The sequence below is a fragment of the Botrimarina colliarenosi genome, assembly GCF_007859955.1.
Classification (GTDB): Bacteria; Planctomycetota; Planctomycetia; order Pirellulales; family Lacipirellulaceae; genus Botrimarina; species Botrimarina colliarenosi.
In genome coordinates this window covers 429,284-454,918 of the sequence record NZ_SJPR01000002.1, presented here as the reverse complement: position 1 = coordinate 454,918, position 25,635 = coordinate 429,284, and the positions used below count along the sequence as shown (strand labels likewise).

15 protein-coding genes are annotated in these 25,635 nt (G+C 64.0%); 14 read left to right on the top strand and 1 reads right to left on the bottom strand.

Annotated features, from left to right (window positions below):
* Positions 1–18 precede the first annotated feature (18 nt).
* The 14 genes from Pla108_RS09750 (at position 19) to Pla108_RS09685 (ending at position 24,128) form a co-directional block, all read left to right on the top strand.
* Positions 19–1,143: a DUF1559 domain-containing protein gene (locus tag Pla108_RS09750; RefSeq protein WP_146444740.1), complete on the top strand. Its 1,125-nt coding sequence runs from the start codon at positions 19–21 to the stop codon at positions 1,141–1,143.
* A 45-nt stretch (positions 1,144–1,188) separates the two neighbouring features.
* Positions 1,189–1,575, top strand: coding sequence for a hypothetical protein (locus tag Pla108_RS09745; protein ID WP_146444739.1), 387 nt, complete (start codon positions 1,189–1,191; stop codon positions 1,573–1,575).
* A gap of 154 nt (positions 1,576–1,729) precedes the next feature.
* A complete protein-coding gene (locus Pla108_RS09740; RefSeq protein WP_146444738.1) occupies positions 1,730–3,703 on the top strand; it encodes a PQQ-dependent sugar dehydrogenase in 1,974 nt (657 codons plus the stop codon).
* A 71-nt stretch (positions 3,704–3,774) separates the two neighbouring features.
* On the top strand, positions 3,775–6,399 hold the full coding sequence (locus tag Pla108_RS09735) for a glutaminase family protein (protein ID WP_146444737.1): 2,625 nt from the start codon (positions 3,775–3,777) through the stop codon (positions 6,397–6,399).
* Positions 6,400–6,413: 14 nt separating this feature from the next.
* Positions 6,414–7,976, top strand: a complete 1,563-nt coding sequence (locus tag Pla108_RS09730) for an alpha-L-arabinofuranosidase C-terminal domain-containing protein (protein ID WP_146444736.1) — start codon at positions 6,414–6,416, stop codon at positions 7,974–7,976.
* Positions 7,977–8,064: 88 nt separating this feature from the next.
* Positions 8,065–9,015 carry a PEP-CTERM sorting domain-containing protein gene (locus Pla108_RS09725; RefSeq protein WP_146444735.1) on the top strand — a complete coding sequence of 317 codons (951 nt, stop codon included), beginning with the start codon at positions 8,065–8,067 and terminating at the stop codon, positions 9,013–9,015.
* Between the two features lie 72 nt (positions 9,016–9,087).
* Positions 9,088–10,743, top strand: a complete 1,656-nt coding sequence (locus Pla108_RS09720) for a hypothetical protein (RefSeq protein WP_146444734.1) — start codon at positions 9,088–9,090, stop codon at positions 10,741–10,743.
* Positions 10,740–13,103: a GH92 family glycosyl hydrolase gene (locus tag Pla108_RS09715; RefSeq protein WP_146444733.1), complete on the top strand. Its 2,364-nt coding sequence runs from the start codon at positions 10,740–10,742 to the stop codon at positions 13,101–13,103. Before Pla108_RS09720 ends, Pla108_RS09715 begins: the two co-directional genes overlap by 4 nt.
* 5 nt (positions 13,104–13,108) lie before the next feature.
* Positions 13,109–15,331, top strand: coding sequence for a GH92 family glycosyl hydrolase (locus Pla108_RS09710; protein WP_197526443.1), 2,223 nt, complete (start codon positions 13,109–13,111; stop codon positions 15,329–15,331).
* 56 nt (positions 15,332–15,387) lie between these two features.
* Entirely contained in the window at positions 15,388–16,842 is a 1,455-nt protein-coding gene (locus tag Pla108_RS09705) for a sugar MFS transporter (protein WP_231934408.1), read from the top strand.
* Positions 16,839–17,930 carry an ROK family protein gene (locus tag Pla108_RS09700; RefSeq protein ID WP_146444731.1) on the top strand — a complete coding sequence of 364 codons (1,092 nt, stop codon included), beginning with the start codon at positions 16,839–16,841 and terminating at the stop codon, positions 17,928–17,930. Before Pla108_RS09705 ends, Pla108_RS09700 begins: the two co-directional genes overlap by 4 nt.
* 48 nt (positions 17,931–17,978) lie before the next feature.
* Complete coding sequence (locus tag Pla108_RS09695) at positions 17,979–19,382, top strand: glycoside hydrolase family 125 protein (protein WP_146444730.1); 1,404 nt, start codon at positions 17,979–17,981, stop codon at positions 19,380–19,382.
* Between the two features lie 203 nt (positions 19,383–19,585).
* On the top strand, positions 19,586–21,568 hold the full coding sequence (locus Pla108_RS09690; protein ID WP_146444729.1) for a cellulase family glycosylhydrolase: 1,983 nt from the start codon (positions 19,586–19,588) through the stop codon (positions 21,566–21,568).
* 49 nt (positions 21,569–21,617) lie between these two features.
* On the top strand, positions 21,618–24,128 hold the full coding sequence (locus Pla108_RS09685; protein ID WP_197526442.1) for a glycoside hydrolase family 127 protein: 2,511 nt from the start codon (positions 21,618–21,620) through the stop codon (positions 24,126–24,128).
* Positions 24,129–24,167: 39 nt separating this feature from the next.
* Here the strand turns inward: Pla108_RS09685 and Pla108_RS09680 are convergent, their stop codons facing one another.
* Positions 24,168–25,625 (bottom strand): DUF1501 domain-containing protein, encoded by a 1,458-nt coding sequence (locus Pla108_RS09680; protein WP_146444727.1) that lies wholly within the window; start codon positions 25,623–25,625, stop codon positions 24,168–24,170.
* Between the last annotated feature and the right edge of the window lie 10 nt (positions 25,626–25,635).

Sequence of the window (25,635 nt, the reverse complement as noted above, 5' to 3'; positions counted from 1 at the left end):
GGTTGCTAGGAAATCCTGATGACAATCGAACCAACACGGATACGTCGTTCGGCGAACGATAGGGGCTTTACGCTCGTGGAGCTCCTGGTCGTGATCGCCATCATCGGGATCCTCGTGGCGCTACTCTTGCCCGCCGTCCAGGCGGCGAGAGAGGCGGCGCGGCGGAACGGATGCGTCAATAACTTGCGGCAGTTGGGGCTCGCGTGCCTCAACTACGAGTCGTCGCATGGACACTTTCCCTACGCCCGCAAGTACGACCTCTGGGACGCCTACACCTGGACGCAGCTGATTCTGCCCCAGTTGGAGGAGCAGGCGGTCTACGACAACTACTGGACGCTCCTGGAGACGCCCATCCGCACCGGCGGGGTCAGCAACTACACGGCTTTGTCGAACGATCCACGGATCCGAATGGCGCGCGAGAGCCTTGTTCAGGCGTACTACTGCCCAAGCGATTCGTCTCCGGAACCGAACGAACTGAACTCGGACGCGTTCGGCTTCTACCGCGGTAATTACCGCGCTTGCACCGGCAACGGTGACCTCTACGGCGAAAGGCTGACCGACGTCGTCTTCCGGGTATTTAGGCCTTCGGCCGGCGTTGATCTCAGCCCTTTCGGCCCGGGCATTTGCTATGTGAAGCACAACCAGGGCGTCGATAGCTCCAGCGGCGACATAACGTTCTCTGAGAGAACCGTCCAAACTCGGATCGCTCAGATCTCCGACGGAACTTCCCGGACAGTGCTTGTCTCCGAGGGAATTGTCCCGGTCACGAACGACCAAGAAACCTGGGGAGGTTCGCTCGGCGAAACGGTGTACGGCAACATGGGAGGCGCGCTGTTCTCGACGGCGACGACCCCCAACTCGTCCATGCCCGATCAGATCGACAGCCACTGTCCCTATCAGTTCAACGACCCGGCGTATCCGCCGAACATCTGCGAACAAGCTGGTACGACCGCTCCCGGCGCCTTGGCGGCCGGCAACAATCGCACCTACGCAGCGGCCCGCAGCCGTCACCCGGGCGGCGTGAATGTGACGATGGCCGACGGCTCAACGAGCTTTGTCCAGGATGGGGTGGACTGGATTGTCTGGCGCTCCGCGGGAACGAGGGGCCTAGAAGAGGCGTCCGCATCGCTATCAAGCAATTAGCGATGCGGATGCCTCATTTTTTTCCAATCACAACGACACCTCGACATGACGCGGAATCAAAGCCAAGTGGGAATCCTCGCCCTTGTCACTGTTCTGCTGGGCTGTGGCGAGGGAACGCCGTCCGTCAGCGGCCAGGTGACCTACGACGGTAACCCGGTCGAGAAAGGAACGATCTCTGTTGTTCCGGTAGGTGGCGGCGGCTCGCCGGCGGGGGGCGTCATCCGCGACGGCTCTTACCAGATTGAAAAGGTGTCGCTTGGGAAGCACTTGGTCAGTTTCTCGGCGAAATCACTTCCCGCTGAACAACCAACGTCAAACAAGTCGGTCCGGGCCGTCGAGACGATCCCACCCGACGCGGTTGGCAACGGGCAGGAAGTCGAGATTGTCGCCGGCGCCCAGACCATGAATTTCGACCTCAAGCCACCCCGGTAGCCCAGCGGCAGACGTGCCGACGCGTCGACGGCACGGCGGTGGCGACATCGTCCGGTCGGTCGTCGCGGGACTCTGTGCCCGCGCGACACGGGCTGGCGGTCTGCGCATCGAGCAACCAATTGAAGTGACACCACTGAACAGGCGAATTATTCCGATGACAGCCTTTCAAGCGATCCGGTCGGCGCTAGGCCTCGCAGCGATGCTGGGAGCCGGGGTGGTGCACGCCGACTACACGGTCGAGCGCGTCGTCACCGGCCTCAACCAGCCGACGTTTATGACGCAGGCGCCCGGCGACTACAACCACCTCTTCATTGTCGAACGGACCGACAATGGCAACACGCTCGGTCGTATCAGTTCGTACGACCAACTGACCAAGACGCGGTCGACTTTTCTCGATCTGTCGGGGACCGTCGTCTCGGACGGGGGTCTCTTGTCGATGACCTTTCATCCCGACTACCAGACGAATGGGCTCTTCTACACCGTATCGAACGTGAACGGTACGAACGGCCTTGATGAATGGCAGGTCACGGGGGGGACGCCCCAACTACAGCGCCGGCTCTACGAGTACCAGAACTTACAGAACGTCTTCCACACGCTCAACCAAGCCCAGTTCCGCCCCGGCGGCGATAACGACGAGTTGTTTGTGACCGGTGGCGATGGCGGCACGCAGGCCAACTCCGGCGCCTTCAATCCGTCGTTGATCGAAGACCCCAATTCGCCCTTTGGCAAACTCCTCAAGTTCGACCTGACGGGCGATTTCTCGACGCCTGCCGGTGGCGCGTCGCACCCCGATGTCGATCTTGTCGCGATGGGGCTGAGGAATCCTTACCGTACGAGCTTCGACCGGCAGACCGGCGACTTCTACATCGGCGACGTCGGATTCAACGCCGTCGAAGAAGTCGACTTCATCCCCGGCAGTCACTTCGATAACCCTTCCGCCTCGGTGCTCAATTTCGGCTGGACAGACCGGGAAGGCACGATCGCCACGATCGCCAACAACGCGGGCGGGCCGGGATCGCCGGGCGATATCAATCCGGTCTTCGAATACGCCCATAACAGCGGCATCGAGCTCGACCACGCCAGCGCCCTCAATGGCGGCTCCATCACCGGCGGCTACGTCTATCGTGGCCCGGTCACCGAGCTGCAAGGACGCTACTTCTTCGCCGACTTCACGTCCCAGGTGATCTATTCCGGTGTGTTCGACACGTCGACGTCGGTTGGCGACTACGACGGCGACAACTTCACGGATCTCCAACGTCACGACATCGACTTCGAGAATCTTGTCGAAGGGGGCGCCGCGCTGCAGAACATTACGTCATTCGGCGAAGACAACGCCGGCAATCTTTACATCGTCAAATTCGGCAACTCGTTCTTTCCTGCTGGTGGGGAGGGGGAGATCTTCCGGATTTCAGTAACCCCTGAGGACGCCCTCGAACTCATCGTTGATCGCGACACCGGTGCGATCACGTTGCTCAACAGCAGCGCCTCGGCGACAGCGATTCAGTCGGTCGCTATCTCGTCGGCGTTCGGATCGTTGTCGCCATCCGAAATCACGCCCATTGCCGGGACGTACGACTTCAATGGCGACCAATCCGTCGATGACAACGACGCTTGGACGCTCTCGTCGTCGACGAGCTTTCTCCTGTCGGAGAGCACCAGCGGAGACGCGGGACAGCTAGCGGCGGTGAGTGAACTGGCTTACTCGTCCGCGGGGGGCTGGTTACGCTCGCCGGTCGAGGACCTCACGGCCACGGTCGTTCTCGGCGACGGGACGCTCGTTGACGCTCAGATCTCGTACGTCGGGAACGGCGGCGTTGCCTTCGAGAATGGCGACCTCGATTTCGATGGCGATATCGATCGGGCCGACTTCGTCCTCCTCGCCGGTCATCTGCACTCCGACCTGAGCGGCATGAGCGGCGCTCAGGCCTATGCGGGCGGAGACCTCAACGGCGACGGCGTCAGCGATTACTTCGACTTTCAAGCGTTTAAGGCCACGTACGTCGCCCTCCACGGTGTGGAGGCGTTCGCCATGTTGATCGGTGTGCCCGAGCCGGGCTCGGGGTTGTTGCTGGCGATCGGCGGCGCTGTGGCGCTGACCACCAAAGGCCGCCTACGCCGGTCATTGTAATTCCAGAAGTAACCGTCTCTTGACCGGCTGCGGCCGGCTTTTGTTTCCGTTAGATAATCCTACCTAGGTCTATGCTTCGTTCTCAGATGAAATGCGTCTCGATCGCCGTTCTCGCCGCTGCCGGCGTTCTCTCGGCCGTTATCGATTGCAACGCCGACACGAGTCGCTTCACTCCGCCTGCGACGCCGCTGGTGGCGTGTGATCCGTACTTCAGCATCTGGTCGACGGGCCGCGCGCTAACGGACGCCGAGACGACGCACTGGACCGGCAAGCAACACCGCCTCGGCGCCCAGTTGCGTATCGATGGTGAGACCTACCGCTTGATGGGAGCGACTCCCGAGGCGTTGCCGGCTCTGTCGCAAACCGACCAAGAGGTGACGCCGACCCAGTCGATCTATCACTTCGCAGGCGCCGGCGTGCAGGTCACGTTGCGCTTCACCACGCCCGCGTTGCCGGAGGACATTGACTTGCTGTCGAGGCCGATCACTTATGTGACGTGTGACGTGGCCTCTAGCGACGGCGAATCGCACGACGTGACGCTCCGCATCGACGCGTCTGCCGAGATCTGTGTCGATCGGCCCGAGCAGCAGGCGACCGCTTCGGTCGAATCGTTGGACGGACTCGCCGTTGTCAAGATTGGCTCGGTCGATCAAGCCGTCCTGCAGAAGCAGGGAGACGACTTGCGGATCGACTGGGGCTACTTCTACATCGCGGCGCCCCGCGACGCCAAGCCGCGGGCGGAGGTCGGCGGCTTCGGAGCGATGCGGGAAGCATCCGACGCTTCGCGGGCAACGGCCGTTGAGCAAGCGGGGCCCGACGCCGCGGGTGATTTAGGCGCCGCGATTACCTTTGAACTCGGTTCGGTCGGCAAGACCGCGGTCAGCCGCTATGTCGTCTTGGCTTACGACGACGAGTACTCGATCGAGTTCATGCAGAAGCAACTGCGACCCTACTGGCGCCGCAACGGCCTCGACGCGGAGGGCCTCCTTCGCGAAGCAAGCCGCGACTACGCCGCTTTACTGAAGCGATGCGACGCGTTTGATCGCGAACTGACCGGCGACCTCCGCGAGGCGGGCGGCGAGGACTACGCGATCCTCGGCTCGCTCGCTTATCGCCAATGCCTCGCCGCGGGTAAGTTTGTCGCCGACGAGAACGGGCAGCCGCTCCAGTTCTGCAAAGAGAACCACTCCAACGGATGCATCGGGACGTCCGACGTGTTCTATCCGATGGCGCCGCAGTTTTTCCTGTTCGGGCCGTCGATGGCGAAGTCGTTCCTCGTCCCGTTCATGGAGTACGCGTCGAGCAACCGCTGGAAGTTCCCGTTCGCTCCGCACGACCTGGGGACTTACCCCAAGGCGAACGGCCAGGTGTACGGCGGCGGTGAGCGCAGCGAGGAAAACCAGATGCCGGTCGAAGAGAGCGGCAACATGCTGCTGCTGATGGCGGCTGTGGCGCAGATCGAAGGGGACGTCGGGTTCTCCGAGAAGTACTGGCCCAAGCTGCAGCAGTGGGCCGAGTACCTTCGCGAAGAAGGCTTCGACCCCGACAACCAACTCTGCACCGACGACTTTGGCGGACATCTTGCTCACAACGTCAATCTCTCGGCCAAAGCAATCTGCGGACTCGGCGCGTACGCCAAGCTCTGCGAGATGCGTGGCGACGACGCCCAAGCCCGGGAGTACCGCACGGTCGCGAAGGAGTTCGCCGCCCGTTGGATCAAGGAAGCCGACGACGGCGACCACTATCGGCTGACGTTTGATCGCCCTGGCACCTGGAGCCAAAAGTACAACTTGGTCTGGGACCGGGTGCTGAATCTCGACCTCTTCTCCGAAGAGGTCTTCGAGAAGGAGATGCGTCACTACCGGTCGCTGCAAAATCGATATGGGCTGCCACTCGATAGTCGCCACGCGTATACGAAGCTCGACTGGGTTCTGTGGACGGCTTGCCTAACCGGTGACGACGAAGACTTCCGCGCCCTCTTGGCGCCGGTGGTCGACTTCCTACGCGAAACCCCCGATCGGTCGCCGATGACCGATTGGTACCGCACCGAGAATGCGACCAAGGTTGGTTTCACAGCGCGTCCGGTCGTCGGCGGTGTCTTTATGCGGATGCTGTGCGATAGCGATGTCTGGTCGAAGTGGTCGAAGCGTGATCAGACGCAGGCCGAGGACTACGCAACCCTCCCCCCTGCCCCGGTCCTTCACGAGCTAGTCGCTACAGCGGATTCCAAACCGTCAACATGCCGGTACACGACCACCAAACCGATGGACGGATGGCAGTCGTCGAGCTTCGATGACAAGTCGTGGAAGGAAGGGAAGTCAGGATTCGGCGCAAAGGGGACCCCCGGCGCTAAGATTGGCGTCAATTGGGAGTCCCGCGACATCTGGGTCCGTCGCCACTTTGATCTGCCCGGACGCAGTGAACGGCCGCTCAGGCTCGTCGTTCATCACGATGAGCAGGCGGAGATCTATCTCAACGGCGTCCTGGCGGCGACGCTCACCGGCTACACGACCCGTTACGAGGCGGTGACGATCCGCGACGAGGCGCTCGCGGCGCTTCGTCCCACCGGAAACACGTTGGCCGTCCATTGTCGCAACTCGACCGGCGGGCAATTCATTGATGTTGGATTGGCGGAGGTCGAGTTCCCCCGCGCAGAGAGGGCGCGCTTCGCCACCACCAGCAGCGCAACGAAGTAAGACGGTTACTCTTAATGACGCACACCAACGCGACAAGCACGATCTCACGACGCGATGCCCTCCGGGGGATCGCCGGCGCGGCGTGTGCCGGCGTGGCGGCGACGCATGCGGCCGCCGCTTCGGCGAAGCGGGGGACGGCGCCGCTGCTGTCGATCGATCCGACGCCACGGCACGCGATCTCACCGCATCTCTACATGCAGTTTATGGAGCCGTTAGGCGTCACGGACAGCTCCGTCGAGGCGGCTTGGGATCATTCCAGGAACGACTGGCGTGAGGATGTCGTCGAGGCGACCCGTGACTTGGGTCCCACGATGCTCCGTTGGGGTGGCATCTACACTGATTTCTACCGTTGGCGCGAGGGGGTCGGGCCCCGTGAATCGCGGCCTCCAATGCAGAATCTGCAGTGGGGCGGGATCGAGTCGAATCAAATCGGTACGGTCGAGTTCTATGACTTCTGCACACGGGTCGGCGCCGACCCGCTGATGTGCGTCAATTTCGAGTCCGACGGGCGTCGACGCTTTATGACCGCGGGCGGTAAGTCGCGCGTCGGCGACGCCCGCGAAGCCGCCGATTGGGTCTCGTTCTGCAACGATCCCGACAACGCAGAACGCCACGCCTTGGGAATGCGGTCCTCCCTGCCGATCCGCTATTGGCAGATTGGCAATGAGACCTCGTACGACAACCAAGGCTTCGACTTCGACACCGCCGCGAGGAAGACCGTTGAGTTTGCGAAGGCGATGCGTGAACGCGACCCGTCGATCTCGCTGATCGGATGGGGCGACAGCGGTTGGGCGCCACGTATGGCGGACGCCGCCGGCGAGCACCTGCAGATGCTCGCCTTCCACCAGATGTTCAATCCCGACTCGTCCGAGAACCCGGTCCTGGAGGGAGAACGCTACCGCCGCGACCCCGACGCAACGTGGCGCCAACTGATGTCGGCGTGGGAGAGCAACGACCGGAAAATCCGCGAGGTCCGCGACAGCCTCGGCGGCCGCGACATCGCGTTGGCGATGACCGAGCATCACTTCGCCTTGCCGGGACGCGACCGCTGCGACGTGTTGTCGACCTGGGCCGCGGGTGTCTCGTATGCACGGATCCTCAACAACCATCAACGTCACTCTGACGTGCTTCGGATCGCCACGGCGGCGGACTTCTGTGGGAACCGTTGGCAGGTCAACGCGGTCATGATACCGACTCCCCGCGGCGAAGGCCGCGCTTACTTGATGCCGGTCGCCCGTGTCATGCGGCTCTACCGGCGCCACCTGGGTCGCCATGCCGTCGAGGTACAGGACACACCCGCCGGACTCGACGTCGTCGCCAGCCGCACCGGCAACCGCGTTTTCGTCAACGTCGTTAACACCGACCGCGACCACACGCTGTCGGCGCGCGCGATCATCGGTGGCGCGACGATAACGTCAGCCAGCGCCCAAGTCATCGTTGACGACCCGATGGTCGAGGTCTCCCAGCTCAACAGCGATCAAGTGATGCAAGCGACGGCCAAGACGTTGGCGACGAACGGCGAATGGCAGTTCCCGCCCGCCTCGGTGACCGCGGTGACGGTCACAGTCGACGCGTAGACCGACCCCTTCGTCCGGAGCAGGGTTCCGGTTGGCTGTGTTTTCTCTCCTCTCTTTTCCCTTCTTTTCTGCACCTTGGAGATTGCTCATGAGACGCCTCGTTTTCGCCCAAGTTTTGGGTGCCGCCGCGATCCTATGCGCGACGGCAGGCCACGCAAGCACGGTCGCTTACTGGCGGTTTGAGGACGGCCCCGCCGACACCGATGTCCAGCACATCGCGATTGACGGCAACACTTACTCAGCGGACATCCCCGACGTGTCGGGCAACGGCAACGATCTCTCGGCGTGGGTCACGGGCGGCTGTTGCGGTTACGCCTACCGGTCCGACGTTGCGGCCGGCACGGTCGCGGCGACCGGGGCGGCGAACAACCTGAGCGTGCAGAACACGGACGGCGCCCCCGGCATGTTCACGGGCCCGACCGGCATCGGCTCGATCACACCGGCCCAGTTCACGGTTGAGGTCTCCTTTCGACTAGAGAACGGCGGCTACCGCACGATCATCGGCCGTGACTCGACGGACGTCGCCACGACCAACCGAGAGCTCGCCGCCTTCTACCTGATCGCGCAACCCGGCAACAACCTGGCCGTCAAGTTCGCCGACCAGGAGGGGTTCTTCCACGAAGCGGTCTCTCAGGACGGGATTATCAACACGTTCGCGTTCCCGAACACAGCGGAAGGGGACTGGTACCACGCCGCCGGCGTGAGCGACGGCAATACCCTGTCGCTCTACCTGGCCAACGCCACGCAGGGGACGGGGTACCAGCTCATCGCGCAGACCGACCTGACCGCAAGCGGCAGCACGAACACGGCGATGGCGACCCCGAACGGCGCCGGCGGCGACTGGACCGCAGGCAACTGGACCGTCGGCCGCGGCATGTACAACGGCGGCCACGGCGATCGCGCCTGGGGCTACCTCGACGAGGTCCGAATCAGCGATTCCGCGCTGTCGGTTTCGGAACTCCTTTGGGTCCCTGAGCCCACGTCCTTCGTTCTCATGGCGACGGCCGCGGCGGCAGCCACCGCGGTCCGGCGACGCTAGGTGTCTGGGCCGACTCCCTCCACCGCAACGTACCTGCGGTGGAGGGAGCGGCTCTTCTTTTAACTGAGTACCGTGATCCGATTCTCCGCTTTCATCACATCGGCCTCTCAGACGGCAAGGCGCCTCTCGCCCGTTGCTATCGTCGCTGTGTCGGCGATGTTGGCGGCGGGAGCGGCGACGTTCCCCCGACAAGACCTGTCGACGAGCAAGGGGCTCTACGAGGGCGTCTACTTCGTCATCCGCGACATTAACGCAGCGCCTCTCAGCGCCGGCCAGATCGCTCAGATCCAGGCGAGTTCCGAAGTCACCCGACAGTTTTACGCCGCGAATTCGGGGGGCTTCTACGACCTGCGGTACACGCAGATCGTCGATGTGCCGCTCGCCCTGAATGCCGATGGGACGCGGATTGGCGATTGGATCGCCGACGCGGAGAACTATGTCCGGTCGACTTACGGCATCGAACCCGAAGACTTCCACGCCAACATCTTTGATGTCTCTGGGACAAAACCCGACCCGGATCAGGGCTGGTCAGGATTGGCGTGGATCCCCAGTAACAACTTTGCGGTTCAGGCGGATATCAGCTCCGACTGGGGGCAGATTGTTATGGACCACGAGCTTGGCCACCGCATTGGCGTCCCGCACGCGGGGGCGTTGAGGGCGGTTAACGACAGCAACTACACGCCGTATTACTACGATTTCGACACCGGCCGTTACGAGGAGTACTCGGCCGCTGCTGGCGCCGAGCACGGCGTCCCCTTCGGCGTCCACAACGACGAGTATGGCAACCCCTTTGATGTGATGGGGAACATTAGCCATGGCCATTTCAATGTCCATGAGAAGTTGACCAACCTCCAGTGGCTCACCCCGGCACAAGCGCCCGATCTCAACCAGGTCGGCGAAGGGACCTACCGCATCTACGCCCACGATGAACTTCAGACCGTCTACAACTCTCGACTCGACATCTACGGCGTCACCGACACGTACGACGCCAGTTCGCTCTATGGGCTGACCTATACGAGAGAAGCGGAGCGGTTCGACCTTCAGAGCGGGCAGTTCACGTCAACGACGCAAGAAGTCACCCTCGAGTACCGTGCCGGCCGCGACGGCATTCAGCTCTACCTTGGCGACTCGTTGATCGATTTAGACCCCGAGGGGGGCGCCGACCGCAATAATCTGGAGCGCGAGCTCGAAGTGGGCGATTCGATCCGCGAAATCGACTTCGGCGTTAGCTTCTACGCCTCCACCGGCGATGGCGACGACTTCCTCAGTCACAATCCGCCCGCCCCCGCTCGTCCTTGGGAAGTGCTGCCCGAGTGGTTTGAGTTCAGCGTTCTGGGACTGGGATCCGACAGCACGGGGAGTTACGTTGACGTCTTGGTTTCTCGTGAGGACTACGCGATCGAGTCGGGGGTCGCGGCCGACTTGAATCGCGACGGGATGCTCGACCGTGCCGACTGGTTGCTGTTCGCGTCGCTTACACACTCGGACTTGACGGGATTCACCAAGACCGGGCGTTATTTGCACGGCGATTTTAACGACGATGGCGCGAACGACTACGACGACTTCCTCTACTTCAAAGAGACGTTCATCGAAGCTCATGGCGCCGCCGCCTTCGCCCAGATCCTTCGGGTCCCTGAACCGACGTCGCTGACGCTATTGGGTTGGCTAACGGTTTTGTTCTTTCCACGAAAGCACGCCAAGGCGGCCGCCCCATTGCTATCGCTATGAGAGACCACAAAGTCACGATTGCTTGCTTTCCTCGGAAGGTTGGCCGCTCCGTTGCGGTGGCCCTCGCCGTGGTGGCCTTTCTTGGCGTCGGGCACGCTGAGCTGCGCGGGGAATCGCATCAATCTCCGGCCGAATACGTCAACACGTTGCAGGGGACGAACTCTCGCTTCGAGTTGACACGCGGCAACACCTTCCCGGCGACGGCGATGCCGTTCGGGATGCACATGTGGACGCCGCAGACCGGCGCCAACGGCGATGGTTGGAAGTACCAGTACTTCAAAGACACAATCCGCGGCTTTCAGCAGTCGCACCAGTGCAGCTCCTGGTCGAACGACTACTGCGTTTTTTCACTGATGCCGGTCGTCGGTAAAGCGGTTGTCAACGAAGGGGCAAGGGCGACGAAGTTCCGGCACGAGGATGAGGTCGCGCGCCCGCACTACTATCGGGTCAAACTGGCGAGCGGCGTGATTGTCGAGATGGCGCCGACCGAGCGTGGGGCGATGCTGCGGTTCACCTTTCCGGCCGAAGGGGAGGCGCACCTCGTACTCGACGGGTACACAGGGCGTTGCGGGGTGGAAGTCGATGCGGCAGGGCGGCGTGTGGTGGGCTGGGTCCGTAACGGCCGCCTGCCGCACGGCCTTCGTAACGACTACGTGATCGAGTTTGACCAACCGTTCACGGCGGACGGCGTTTGGGACCGCGATTCAGAGACGGTCGCGTGGGCCAAGTCGCACCACGAGGGGCGTGGCGGCGGCGCTGTTTTGCGATTCGCGCCGGGGTCGGTCGTGCAAGCGAAGGTTGCGTCTTCGTACATCGACGCCGCGCAGGCCGTGGCGACACTCCAGCGTGAGCTGGGCGGTGTTGAAGAACTCGAGCAGGTCGCCGACCTCGCCAAGCAGACGTGGGACGCCCTGCTCAGCAAGGCGGCCGTCGAGGGGGGAAGTGACGATCAAACCGCCACGTTTTACTCCTGCCTGTACCGCGCGAGCCTGTTCCCGCATCGTTTCTACGAGATCGGCGAGAACGGGGCGCCTCGCTACCGCAGTCCCTACGACGGTGGTTTGCATGACGGCTATCTGTTCACGGATACTGGCTTTTGGGACACGTTCCGCGGCCAAATGCCGCTGCATACCCTGTTGATCCCGACCCAGCATGGGCGCTACCTGGCGTCGCTTCTCGACGCCTACGACCAGTGCGGCTGGCTACCCTCTTGGTCGTTCCCGGGCGAACAGGGGAGCATGATCGGCAACCACGCGATCTCGCTGCTCGCGGATGGCTGGTTCAAGGGAATCCGGACCTTCGACCCGGCGAAGGCGCTAGAGGCCTACCGCCACGAGGCGACCAACAAGGGGCCGTGGGGGCCCGCCAACGGCCGGGATGGCCACGAGGCTTACTACGAGCTCGGGTATGTCCCGTCGCCCGACGTACGCGAGGCGACCGCCAAAACGCTGGAGTACGCGTACGACGATTTCTGCGGCTACACGTTGGCTCGGGAAAATTCTCAGGAAAAAGAGAAACGCTTTTACCTGCAAACGGTATTTAACTATCGGAATGTCTACGATCCCGAAACCGGCTTCATGCGAGGCCGACAACGCAGTGGTGATTGGACTCCCGGCTTTGACCCGATCGAATGGGGTGGACCCTACACCGAGGGTTGCGCGTGGCATTGGGCGTGGTCGGTGATGCACGACATTGCCGGGCTTATCGACCTTTTCGGCGGCGACGAGGCGTTTGTGGAAAAGCTCGACGCGGTCTTTACCGCGACGAACGAATTCCATGTCGGCTCTTACGGCGCCCCGATCCACGAGATGACGGAAATGAAGATCGCCGAGATGGGACAGTACGCCCACGGCAATCAACCGATCCAGCACATGCCGTATCTCTACTGCTACGCGGGCCAGCCCTGGAAAACACAGTTCTGGGTGCGAGAGATCATGGACCGTCTCTACAACGCTACCGAGAACGGCTACCCGGGCGACGAGGACCAAGGGCAGACTTCCGCCTGGTACGTCCTCAGCGCCCTGGGCTTCTACAGCGTTTGCCCCGGGACGGACGAGTACGTCCTCGGGACGCCGCTTTTCCCGAAGGCGACGATCGCCAACGAGGGTGGCGAGCCGTTCGTCATCGAGGCCCCGGGCGTGTCGTCCGAGAATCGCTACATCCAGTCGGCCGATCTGAACGGCGAGCCACTTTCTCGCAATTTCCTGCGACACCTCGAGATAACGAGTGGCGGATACCTAGTACTCAACATGGGTCCCGAGCCCAACCGCAAGCGTGGCGTGGCCGACGAAGACCGGCCCTTCTCGCTTTCCCGCTCCGCCGAGTTCAAGAACTACCAAGCCGACAAGTCGGAAGAATGACCTGCATGACGAATCGACTCGCCCCGCTCTTTCTGCTGCTTCTCGCCGCCAGCCCGCTCATCGCCAAGCCGTCGGCCGACTACGCCGACTTGGTGAGCCCGCTGATCGGGACCGACTCGACGCGCGGCTTCTCGCACGGAAACATCTACCCGGCGGTCGCCGCGCCGTTCGGCATGACCTTCTGGACGCCCCGCACCGGTGAGGCGTCGGGCTGGATCTACCAGTACGGCGCGCGCCGGTTACGGGGCCTGCAGGCGACCCACCAGCCGAGCCCTTGGATGGGCGACTATGGCAACTTCGGCGTCATGCCGTTTGTCGGCGAGTCGACAAGTGAACTCCCGTCGTCGGCCTTCTCGCATGACGACGAAGAATCGAAGCCGCACTACTACGCCGTCTCGCTGCAAGACTCGGGCGTCCGCGCCGAAATGACGGCGACCACTCGGTCGTCGGTGATGCGGTTCACGTTCCCCAAAGGCGAACGGGCCTGGCTTCATTTCGACGCCTACGGCCCCGGCGACTTTGAAATCGATGAGTCAAAGAAAGCGCTAGAAGGGACCGCCCGCGCCAACAACGGCGGGGTCGCCGCCGACTTCGGGTGCCGGTTCGTTGCGGGATTCAACGCCCCGATCAAGTCGGTGAACCGGTCGCCCGACAAGCACTGGGTGGCAATCGAGTTCGCGCCGCCCGCGTCGGGCGTAGTCGAGGCGCGGATCGGCACGTCGTTCATCGATCACGAACAGGCCGGGCTGAACGTGGACCGCGAGATCGGCGACAAGCCGTTCGATGAGGTTGTCGCAGCGAACAAGGCCGTCTGGAACGAGCGGCTCGGCGTCATTGAGATCGAGGGCGCCACGGACGACCAGCGCGTGACGTTCTACTCCAACCTCTACCGCGCGCTGCTGTTCCCCCGCATCTTCCACGAGGAGAACGCCGCCGGCGAGCTGGTCCATTACAGCCCCTACTCGGGCCGGGTCGAGCCGGGCGAGATGTACGCCGACAACGGCTTCTGGGACACGTTCCGGGCCGTCTACCCGTTGCTGTCGATCATTGATCCGGAGATCAACGCGTCGATGGTCCGTGGCTGGCTCAACGCCTACCGCGAAGGGGGTTGGTTCCCCAAGTGGGCGAGCCCCGGCTACCGCGACTGCATGATCGGCACCCACGTTGAGAGCGTCATTGCCGACGCGCTTTGTAAGGGAATCGACGACTTCGACGTCGAACTCGCCGCCGAGGCGTCGCTAAAGGACGCCACGGCGCTATCCGACAACGGGGCGTATGGCCGCAAGGGCCTGGCCGAGTACCTGAAGCTGGGTTACGCAGCCTCGGACAAGACCGGTGAAGCGACCGCGCGAACTCTCGAGTTCGCTTACGACGACTGGTGCGTCGCGCAGGTGTGCGAGCACGCCGGCCGAGTCGACGCGATCCCGCAACTTCTCAAGCGGGCCCAGAACTACCGTAACGTCTTCGATCCCGAGGTCGACTTCATGCGGGGTCGGCAGGCGGACGGGTCGTGGCGGCCCGACTTTAAGCCCGACGAGTGGGGCGGCCCCTTCACCGAGGGGAGTTCCTGGCATTACAGCTGGAGCGTCTTGCACGACCTGCCCGGACTGATCGACCTGATGGGGGGCGACGACGCTTTTATCGCGAAGCTCGACGCGATGCTCGCCGCCGAGCCGACCTATGGCGTCGGCCATTACGGCGGCGTGATCCACGAGATGACGGAGATGGTCGCCTGTCACATGGGCCAGTACGCCCACGGCAACCAGCCGGTGCACCACGTGCTGTACCTGTACAACTTCGCCGGCGCGCCGTGGAAGACGGCCGCTCCGGTCCGCCAGGTCGTCGACACGCTCTACGGCCCCGGCCCCGATGGCTACTGTGGCGACGAGGACAACGGCCAGATGTCGGCGTGGTACCTGTTTAGCACGCTCGGCTTCTATCCCGTCTGTCCCGGCAAGCCGGGCTACGCGATCGGCAGCCCGCGGTTCGCCAAGGCGACCATCCGCCTCCAGAATGGCGAAGACTTCGTCATCGAGGCCGACGGCGTCTCGGACACGGCAATGCACGTCGGTTCGGTCGCGGTGGACGGCGCGGCCATCAGCCGTTCGTGGATCCAACACAGCGAGATCGCCGGCGGCGGCGTGATGACGCTCAAGATGCAAGACGAGCCCAACCGCGAGTGGGCCGTCGCTCCAGATGACCGCCCGTTCGGCGATTGGACGCCGTGATGTAGGCTGCTGCCCCCGACCGTACCCGCAAAGCTAACTCGTCTTTAGGAAACTCCATGGCAGGAGCCATCGAAACCCGTCCCGCCGCCACGTCCTCGACTCCCACCGGGTCGAACGCCGGGGCGTTCGCGACCGTGACGCTGCTGTTCTTCTTCTGGGGATTCATCACGTGCATGAACGACGTGCTGATTCCCTTCTTGAAGCAGAGCTTCGATCTCACCTACTTTCAGTCGGGGCTGGTGCAGTTCGCTTTCTTCGGGGCGTTTTTCGTTGTCTCGTTGATCTACTTCTTTATCTCGGTGTCTAGCGGCGACCCGATCAACCGGGTGGGCTACCAGCGCACCATCGTCTTCTCGCTCGTCGTCTGTGCGGCTGGCTGCGCCCTGTTCGCCCCCGCCGCCGGAGCGGTGTCGTACCCCTTCTTCCTCGGCGCCCTGTTTCTGCTGGCGACGGGGGTGACGATCCTGCAGATTGCCGCCAACCCTTATGCCGCGGTGCTCGGCCCCCCGGCGAACGCGTCGGCGCGGCTCAACCTGGCGCAGGGCTTCAACTCGTTGGGTACTACCCTAGCGCCGGTCGCCGGGGGGCTGCTCCTCTATAAGATCTTCGCGACGGGCGGCGAGGTCACGCTCGACGCGATCAAGGCGCCTTACCTGATCTACGCCGGCATGTTCTTGGCGCTCGCCATTGTAATCGCTTTCAGCAAGCTGCCGGCGATCGGCGGCGGAGCGGTCGCCGAGTCTGGCAACGCGTTGGCGTTCCCACAGCTCCGTTTCGGCATGGCGGCGATCTTCCTCTACGTCGGCGCCGAGGTGGCCATCGGCAGCTATCTCGTGAGCTTCATGGCGCACGAAAGCGTGATGGGGTGGCCCGAGGGGGTCGCGAGTCTTTACCTCGCCTACTACTGGGGCGGGGCGATGATCGGACGCCTGTGCGGCGCTACCGCGATGTCGACGACGATCGCCCCGCAGAAGAAGCCGGTCTACATGGCCTTGACCGCCGCGGCGCTCTTGGGGCTGATCTACGTCGCCACCGCGGTGCGATTTGAGGACGGCCAGCTGCAGATGGAGTTCTTGAAGCCCGTGGAGCTGATCCCGTTTTCGGTTCTCATCGTGGCGTGCCTCGGCGCGTTCGCTCTGGGGAGAGGAAAGCCCGGAACCATCCTGGCGATCTTCGGTGTGGCGATCGTCGCCCTGCTGGTGGTTTCCGGCGTCGCGACGGGCAGCGTCGCTCTCTGGGCGGCGCTCGGCGCCGGACTGTTCAACTCGATCATGTGGTCGAACATCTTCACGCTGGCGATCGATGACCTCGGCGAACACACGTCGCAGGGCTCCTCGCTGCTGGTGATGATGATCGTCGGCGGCGCCCTCTTCCCGCTGCTGATGGGGAAGGTGGCCGACGACTATGGCATCCGCGCCGCGTTCTTCGTGCCGATTGTCAGCTACGTCTACATCGCTTGGTACGGCTGGTGGAGCCAGCGGCGGATCGCCGCCAAGGGAGCGGTCGCATGAGCAGCGCCGCTGCCGACAAGCCGCTCGTGCTGACACTCGACGCGGGCGGCACCAATTTCTCGTTCGCCGCGCTACGCGGAGGCAAACGGGTGTCGGGTCCGTATGTGCTGCCATCGGAGGCGAACAACCTCAAGAAGAGCCTCGCGAATCTGTACACGGGATTCGAGCGCGTCGCGGCCGGGGCGGGTGGCCAGGTGGCGGCAATCAGCTTCGCCTTTCCCGGGCCGGCCGACTACGCGGGCGGCGTCATCTACAATATGGGGAACCTCCCCGCCTACGCCGATGGCGTCCCGCTGGGCGACTTGCTAAGCGAACGCTTTGGCGTCCCGGTGCTGATCAACAACGACGGTGATCTCTTTGCCCTCGGCGAGGCGGCGTTCGGCCGCCTCCCGGACATCAACCGCCGACTGGAAGAGTGCGGCAGCGACCGCCGCTATCGGAATCTGATTGGGCTCACACTCGGCACCGGATTCGGCGGCGGCATTGTCGTCGACGGGCAACTGCTGCGGGGCGACAACGGCCTGTCGGGCGAGGTCTGGCTGCTACGGCATGGTTTTCGACCCGAGGTTAACGCCGAAGAGGGGATCAGCATCCGCGCCATTACGGCCGCCTACGCCACGACGGCCACGAGCGATCTCCTCGCCGGAAGTCGCACGCCACACGACATCGCCCGGATAGCGAAAGGAGAGCTCGAGGGAGACGCCGCCGCAGCTCGCGAAGCTTATGTCCAGCTCGGCCGCGCCCTGGGCGATGCGATCGCCACCTTGATCACGGTCCTCGACGGCGTCGTCGTTATCGGCGGCGGGCTCTCTCAAGCCCATTCACTCTTTATGCCGGCGATCTTGAAGGTCCTCGGCGGGTCGTTCTCAGACCGACCCGGTTCGCAGCGTCGACTGGTGCAGTGCGTCTACAACCTTGAGTCAGAGGTCGAGTCGGCCGCCTTCTATTCGCCCGATCCCTCCAGTCCCGACACCAAACGAGCGCCGCGCCAGCCGCGATCGGCCATCGCCCTCTCGCATCTCGGCGCCAACGAGGCGGTCGCGCTCGGCGCCTATGCACTCGCCTTGCAAACGCTCGGCGAAGCCTAGATTCCTTGGGCTTCACGATTTCTCGCTACGCTTCCCTAGAATAACAACATGACGAATAGAATTCTCGCCGGCGCGCTCGCTACCCTGACGTCGATCTCCGCCATGGCCGCCGATTTTCAGTCGAAGCGGCCCCCGGTCGATGAGCGGTGTTTCACGAGCGAGTCGGTCGAGCAGACGATCGCTACCGTGAAGCCTATCATCGCCGACCCAGAGTTGGCGTGGATGTTCGAGAACTGCTACCCGAACACGCTCGACACGACGGTCGACTACGAGGTGCTGTACGGAAAGCCGGACACGTTCGTCATCACCGGCGACATCGACGCGATGTGGCTGCGGGACTCGACCGCACAGGTCTGGCCTTACCTGCGTTATGTGAACGAGGATGAGGCGCTCCGCAAGCTGGTCGAGGGCCTCGTGCGGCGGCAGACCAAGTGCGTGCTGCTCGACCCGTACGCCAACGCGTTCTACAAAGACCTCACCAAGGAGTCGGAGTGGGCCAGCGACCGCCCGGCCCCTATCGACGGCGTGCACGAACGGAAGTGGGAGATCGATTCCCTTTGCTACACGGTGCGGCTTGCGAACGAGTACTACCGGCTCACCGGTGAAAAGTCGATCTTCGACTCCGACTGGACCAAGGCGGCGCGTTCGATCGTGCAAACGTTCCGAACCGAGCAGCGCAAGGACGGCACTCCCTACCGCTTCACGCGGAAGACCAACCAAATGATCGACGCCCCGCTGTTCAACGGCATTGGGCGTCCGGTGAAGCCGGTCGGGCTGATCGCGTCGGCGTTCCGACCCAGCGACGACAGCACGCTCTACCCGTTCCTGGTCCCGTCGAACCTATTCGCCGTGCGGTCGCTCCGGCAGCTCGAGACCATCTTCCGCGACGTAGTTGGCGACGAGGCGTTCGCCGCCGAGTGCGCCGCCTTCGCCGACGAGGTGCAGGCGGCGATCGACGAGTACGCGGTGGTCGAGCACCTCGACTTCGGCAAGATCTACGCCTACGAGGTCGACGGCTTTGGCAACCGCGCCCACTGGGACGACGCCAACGTGCCGAGCCTAATGTCGCTGGCTTACTTGGGGGTGCACCGGAAGGGCGACCCGCTCTACCTGCGGACGCGGAAGTTCCTCTTGAGCGAGAACAATCCGTACTACTTCCGCGGGACTGCCGCCGAAGGGCAGGCGAGCCCGCATTCGGGCCCCGCACGCATCTGGCCGATGGGCATCATCCTCCGGGCGATGACCAGCACGTCCGACGACGAAATCCTTCAGTGCCTACGGATGCTCCGGGCGACCCACGCCGGTACGGGACTCATGCATGAGGCGTTTAATAAGGACGATCCCTCGGACTACACGCGTGACTGGTTCGCCTGGGCCAACACCCTGTTCGGCGAACTGGTGGTGCTGGTGGCCGACGAGCGGCCCCATCTACTGAAGACGAAGTTCGAGTAGGCGGGGAGCTGGGGGCGGGCGCCAGGCGGCGGGTTGTGGCAACCCCCGGCAAAAAATCGACGGCTTGCCCAGTTTACGATTAAGGCCCAGTTTGCGATTAAGGAAGTCGGCACAATCCGCCATCTAAAGATAGCGGGGATTCCGCGCCTTTTTATCGTTCTCTTCTCGGCGGAAGCGTTTCGGCTTCCTGAGGCAACCGTTCTATGCGGCAGGCGATGCGATTGGTGGGGCAGCTGGCCCTCGGCGTGCTTTTTTTTGCGTCGGTGACGACCTGCCCGGCACGCGACCGCTGGACCGAGGCCGAGGCGTGGTCGTGGTACAGCGATCAGCCCCGCTTGTTCGGCGCCAACTACGTGATGACCTATGCCGCTACCCCGACCGAGATGTGGCAGGCGGACGCCGGCACGCCCGGCGCCAACACCTTCGACATGGCGGCGATCGAGAACGAACTCGACATCGCCCAGCAGACCGGTTTCAACACCCTGCGGGTGACGCTGAGCTACGAGGTCTGGCGCGACGACCGGGCCGGGTTCATGGACCGTCTCGATCAATTCGTCACGGCAGCCGACGCGCGGGGAATCCGCCCGTCGTTCATCTTCTGGGACGACGTGAACTTCACGACGAACCCCGACGTGCCGACGCGGCAGCCCTACCTGGGCGAGCAGGCCGACCCCGTCCCGGGGATGCACAACTCCCAGTGGACGGGCACCGGCGGTCTGGCGGTCCACGAGAACCCCGGCAACTGGACGCTTCCGCCGACCGATCCGTCGCCCGGCTCGGGATCACGTGACTACGTCCAGGACATCGTCGGCGCCTACGCCACGGACGATCGCGTCCTGATGTGGAACGCGTACAACGAACCCGTCAACGGCGGGCAGTCGCTCGACAGCACGAACCAGCTCATCCACGCGACCGCCGAATGGGCCCGTGAAGTGAACCCGGTCCAGCCGATCTCGTTCGACATGTGGGGGACCGCCGCCGACACCGCCTCCCTGGCCGAGTCGGATGTCGTCTCGTTCCACATCTACGCCGGTCCCGAGGCGACGATACGCGAAGTCGCCGCCGTCGCCGATCGAACAAAACGCCCCGTCTTTCTTACCGAGTGGATGGCGCGGACCTACGGCAGCACCCTCCCCGACATCCTCCCCGAGCTGATGGACCGGGGAGTCGCCGCCTACAACTGGGGCCTCGTCAACGGCGACCAGCAGACGCAGTGGCCATGGGGATCGCCGCCGCAGACCGACACCACCGAACCATCGCTGTGGTTCCACGACCTCTACCGCCGCGACGGCACGGCGTACCTGTCGAGTGAGATCGAGATGTACCAGCACTACCGGCTGCGGGACGACGTGCTGCGGTCGGTGGATAGCCGGATGGTCGAGGTCCAGAACCCCGGCTTCGAAGACAACGACCTCGGCGGCGTCCCCGACGCCCACACCGACCGCGTCTTCGACGGCTGGACCGTCACCCGCGACCCCGGCGGCTGGGTCGGCGGGACGATCGTCCCCGACACCTGGCACTTCAACGAGCAGGTGCCCGAGGGGGACCAGGCGATGTTCGCCCTCGACATCGAGGTGGGCCAGCAGTTGGCCGAGACGCTCGCCGCAGAGACGTTCTACGTACTGGAAGTGGCGATCGGTCACCGCGTGGATCGTGTTCTGCCCGACTACGACTTTTCACTGTTGGCGGGGGGCGTCGAGCTTACGCCGCTCACCGAGGCGTTCTCCAACCCGATCGAGGGCGCCTGGACCGACGCTAGCCGGATCTACCGGGTTGAGGCCGGCGACGTGCTCGTCGGGCTGCCGCTGGAAATCCGCCTCAGTTCGGCCGGCGCCGAGACATTCTTCGACGACGTGCGGCTCATCGCGGTCGAGTCGTTACAGCCGATCGGCGTCACCAGCGACCTGGACATGGATGGCGAAATCACCCGCGCCGACTGGCTGATCTTCGCCGCCCATACTTACGCCGACCTCAGCGGGATGACGCCCGCCGGTCGGTTCCTCGCCGGCGACCTCGACGGTGACGGCGACAACGATTACCGGGACTTCCTCATCTTCAAGTCGGACTTTGTCGCCGCCCACGGGGTCGAGGCGTTCGGGTTGATGCTCCGGGTCCCGGAGCCGTCGTCAGTCGCGTTGATCGCGTTTGCCTTCCTGACTGTGCGGACCCGTCACGATCGACGTTAAAGCATCGACGTCGATGTTCGGCGCTAACCCCCGCCCCTGGAGTTCTGGTATGTCGATCTCAAGTGTCACGCGATATGTCGCCACGACAGCCGCCGTCGCATTCTTGCTCGTCGCCGCTACGACGGGGGACTGCCTCGCAGAAGGCTATGGCGTGCGGCCGGCTTCGTTCGATCAGGTCATGCTGGAGGATGACTTCTGGCTCCCACGGCTACGGACCCAGCGGCAGGTCCTCGTCCCCTACGCGTTGGAGCAGACGTCCGAAGCGCTCGCCGACCTCCGGGCGGCGGGGGAACTCCTCGCCGGCCGACGGCCCGACCCGTTGCCGGCGCCCCACCGCTACCGCACCAGCGATCTCTTCAAAGTGGTCGAGGGCGCCGCCTACCTGCTCGCGATCGAGCGGGACCCGGTCCTCAAAGCCCAGCTCGACCGGGTTGTCGAGGCCATTGGCGCCGCCCAGGAACCCAACGGCTTTCTCAACGCAACGCGGACGCTCTACCCCCACGTCGCGATCGACATGATGGGCGACGGGGCCTACACCTACGTCGACCACAGCCACGAGCTTTATATCGTTGGTCATTTGTATGAAGCGGCGGTGGCCTATTACCACGCGACCGGCGACAAAACGCTACTTGAGATCGCCCACAAGAACGCCTTGCATGTCCGCCACGTCTTTTTCGAAGGCGACGCGAAGTACAACGGCGGACGTCCGATCAATCAGGCGCCGGGGCACGAGGAGATCGAGCTCGCGCTGGTGCGTCTCGCCGAGGCGACCGGCGACCCCATTCACCTCGACACCGCGAAGCGGTTCCTCGACATCCGCGGGGTGACCTACCGCCCCACGGGTCAGGGCGTGGACTCGCCGGCCTACGCCCAGCAGCACCTACCCGTCGCCGAGCAGAAAGAGCCCGCCGGCCATGCGGTGCGGGCGACCTATCTCTACGCCGGGATGGCGGACGTTGGCGCGAAGCTCGGCGTCAGCGATTACGACGCGGCCCTCGACGCGATCTGGAAAAACATCGTCGACACCCGGATGCACCTCACCGGCGGCCTGGGCGCAGTGCACGGCATTGAGGGGTTCGGCGACGAGCACCAACTCCCCAACGCCGACGCGTTCGACGAGACCTGCGCCGGCGTCGGGGCGGTGCTGTTCAACTGGCGGCTCTTCTTGCGGCGCCATGACGCCAAGTTCATCGATGTTGCGGAAGTGGCCCTCTACAACAACGTGCTCGCCGGCACGAACTTGGCGGGGGACCGCTTCTTCTACGTCAACCCGCTCGCGGCCGACGGCTTCCGAGCGTTCAACCACGGCCACGCGGGGCGGGCGCCTTGGTTTGGCACGGCTTGCTGCCCAACGAATCTGGCCCGTCTGATCCCCCAGGTCCCGGGCATGCTGTTCGCCCAGGACAACGATGGTCTCATGCTCTGCTTGTACGCCGCCGCGAAGACACGGCTCACGCTCGGCGGCGTTGATACCGAGGTCGTCGAGCAGACCGGCTACCCCTTCGACGGGGCGGTCAATCTGACGATCCAGCCGGAGAAGCCCGCCCGTTTTGCGGTCCGGCTCCGCGTGCCGACCTGGGCGACCGATCGCTTCGTCCCCGGCGACCTGTATCATTACACCGGCGCCGCGGAGTCCGCCCCGGTGCGGCTGCTCGTGAACGATTCACCAGTCGAGGTTTCGATAGAGAGGGGATTTGTCTCCGTCGATCGGACCTGGACTGCCGGCGACCACGTGCGGCTCGAATTGCCGATGCCGGTCCGGTTCAGCACGTGCCGTTCCGAGGTCGAGGCCAACCGCGGCAGGGTCGCCATCACTCGCGGCCCGCTCGTTTACTGCGCCGAGGGCGTCGACAACACCGGCCACACGTCGACCTACATGGTCCCGCCCGAGTCGATCGAAGCGACCGCCGAAGTGGGCCCGATGTCGATCGCCGGCCACGCGACCCGAGCGGTCACCGTCGCGGCCGAGCGGATCATTGACGGCGGGGACGTCGAGCCGGCCTCGTTAGGTATGGTCCCCTACTACGCCTGGAACAATCGCGGCGTCGGCTCGATGGCGGTTTGGCTGCCCGACAACCTCGAGACGCTCCGCGACAGCGCCCTCGTGGTGGATGACAACGCTCGACGGTTTACGTCGGCGACGGCGTCGCACACCTACGAAGGCGATTCGACCGGAGCGCTCGTTGACGGCCTCCTGCCGCGCGATTCGTACGACACGTCGATCCCGCGATGGACGAGTTGGCCCCATCGCGGCGAGTCTCAAACCATCGAATTGGAACTGGCCCAACCGACCGACCTGCAGAGTGTCGGGGTTTACTGGTACGACGACCACGGCGGCGTCCAAACCCCCCTCCGCTGGGAACTGCAAGTGAGGGAGGGAGACGCTTGGCGACCCTTCCCGCTCTACACCACCGACGAGTTCGGCGTCGCGCCCGACCAATTCAATGTGGTGCATCCGGGCGAGCCGATGACCGTCGATCGGTTGCGTCTCGAGGTGTGGCCACGCCCCGACGCTGCGGCGGGAATCCTCGAGGTCATGGTTCGTTCGAACGAAGAATGAAGCGACCGCGAAAAGTGACGCAACCGGAGGCGGCATGCACTAGGCTAGGATTGGCTTCACGACCTCGCCGTGAACGTCGGTCAACCGGAAGTCGCGGCCCTGATAGCGGTAGGTGAGCCGCTTGTGATCGACGCCGAGCAGGTGGAGCATCGTGGCGTGCAGGTCGTGGACGTGGACGACACTTTCGACGGCGTTGTAGCCCAACTCGTCGGTGGCGCCGTGGGTGACGCCCCCTTTCACGCCACCGCCCGCGAGGACCATTGAGAAGCCCTTGATGTGATGGTCGCGGCCAAGTTTCGCGGCGCCATCCTTTTTCTGCGCCATCGGGGTGCGTCCGAACTCGCCGCCCCAGACGACGAGGGTGTCTTCGAGCAGGCCACGTTGTTTCAAGTCGCCAAGCAACGCCCCTGTCGCCTTGTCAACGGAGTCGCACGAGGTCTTGATGTAGCTTTCGAGGTTGTCGTGGTGGTCCCAACCCCGGTGATAGAGCTGGACGAATCGGACGCCCCGTTCCGCCAGTCGCCGTGCGAGCAGGCAGTTGTAAGCGAACGTGCCGTCCGCGCCGGAGACGCCGTAGGCGTCGAGGACGTGCTGCGGCTCATCGGAGATATCGGTCAGCGTCGGGACGCTCGACTGCATCCGGAAAGCCAGCTCGTACTGAGCGATGCGGGTCGCGATCTCTGGGTCGTTCGCTTCGGCGTTGTGCAGGCGATTCAGTTTGCCGAGTGTATCGACGACGTCCTGCTGCCGCTCGAAATCGACTCCGGGCGGGTTGGCGGCGTAGTGAACCGGCTCACCGGTTGAGTGGAAGGGCACGCCTTGGAACCGGCTGGGCAAGAAGCCGCTGTGCCACTGCCGCGACGAGACGGGCTGCGGCGGCCGGCCGCTGCGGCTCGTCATGACGACGAACCCCGGCAGATTGTCCGCCTCCGAGCCCAATCCGTAAGTGACCCAGGCGCCCATGCTCGGCCGGCCGCTGATGGCGGTGCCGGTGTTCATGAAGGTGTGGGCCGGGTCGTGGTTGATCTGCTCGGTCTTCATCGAGCGGAGGATGCACAGCTCGTCGGCGTGCTGCGACATAGCCGGCAAGAGCGAGCTGATGCGTTGCCCCGATTGGCCGTGCGAGGCGAACTTTGCCCGGGGTCCCCAGCAGAGGAGCTCCTTACCTTGCAGCTGGGCGATCGGCTGCCCCTCGGTGTAACTGGTCGGCATCGGAGCGCCGTCGAGCTTCGCGAGCGCCGGCTTCTCGTCGAACAACTCGAGGTGGCTCGGCCCCCCCGCCATGCAGAGGAAGATCACACGCTTAGCGCGCGGCAGGTGATGCAGCGGGTTCAGCAGCCCCGGCGACGCGAGCCGCGGGTCGACCGGCGAGGACGACGACGATGCGAAGGCCGGCGCCGACTTCCCCAGCAAGCTCGCCAGCGCAACCGAGCCCAACCCGAGCGCTGATTGCCCGAGGAACGTCCGTCGTTGAAGGGAGAGTTCGGAGTGGTTCATGACGGGGATG

What these genes read in the sequence shown, in the direction of transcription:
- Pla108_RS09750 (WP_146444740.1), top strand. Translation starts at nt 19, where the DNA reads ATGACAATCGAACCAACACGGATACGTCGTTCGGCGAACGATAGGGGC.
- Pla108_RS09730 (WP_146444736.1), top strand. Translation starts at nt 6,414, where the DNA reads ATGACGCACACCAACGCGACAAGCACGATCTCACGACGCGATGCCCTC.
- Pla108_RS09710 (WP_197526443.1), top strand. Translation starts at nt 13,109, where the DNA reads ATGACGAATCGACTCGCCCCGCTCTTTCTGCTGCTTCTCGCCGCCAGC.
- Pla108_RS09700 (WP_146444731.1), top strand. Translation starts at nt 16,839, where the DNA reads ATGAGCAGCGCCGCTGCCGACAAGCCGCTCGTGCTGACACTCGACGCG.
- Pla108_RS09715 (WP_146444733.1), top strand. Translation starts at nt 10,740, where the DNA reads ATGAGAGACCACAAAGTCACGATTGCTTGCTTTCCTCGGAAGGTTGGC.
- Pla108_RS09725 (WP_146444735.1), top strand. Translation starts at nt 8,065, where the DNA reads ATGAGACGCCTCGTTTTCGCCCAAGTTTTGGGTGCCGCCGCGATCCTA.
- Pla108_RS09740 (WP_146444738.1), top strand. Translation starts at nt 1,730, where the DNA reads ATGACAGCCTTTCAAGCGATCCGGTCGGCGCTAGGCCTCGCAGCGATG.
- Pla108_RS09680 (WP_146444727.1), bottom strand. Translation starts at nt 25,625, where the DNA reads ATGAACCACTCCGAACTCTCCCTTCAACGACGGACGTTCCTCGGGCAA.
- Pla108_RS09690 (WP_146444729.1), top strand. Translation starts at nt 19,586, where the DNA reads ATGCGGCAGGCGATGCGATTGGTGGGGCAGCTGGCCCTCGGCGTGCTT.
- Pla108_RS09705 (WP_231934408.1), top strand. Translation starts at nt 15,388, where the DNA reads ATGGCAGGAGCCATCGAAACCCGTCCCGCCGCCACGTCCTCGACTCCC.
- Pla108_RS09735 (WP_146444737.1), top strand. Translation starts at nt 3,775, where the DNA reads ATGCTTCGTTCTCAGATGAAATGCGTCTCGATCGCCGTTCTCGCCGCT.
- Pla108_RS09745 (WP_146444739.1), top strand. Translation starts at nt 1,189, where the DNA reads ATGACGCGGAATCAAAGCCAAGTGGGAATCCTCGCCCTTGTCACTGTT.
- Pla108_RS09685 (WP_197526442.1), top strand. Translation starts at nt 21,618, where the DNA reads ATGTCGATCTCAAGTGTCACGCGATATGTCGCCACGACAGCCGCCGTC.
- Pla108_RS09695 (WP_146444730.1), top strand. Translation starts at nt 17,979, where the DNA reads ATGACGAATAGAATTCTCGCCGGCGCGCTCGCTACCCTGACGTCGATC.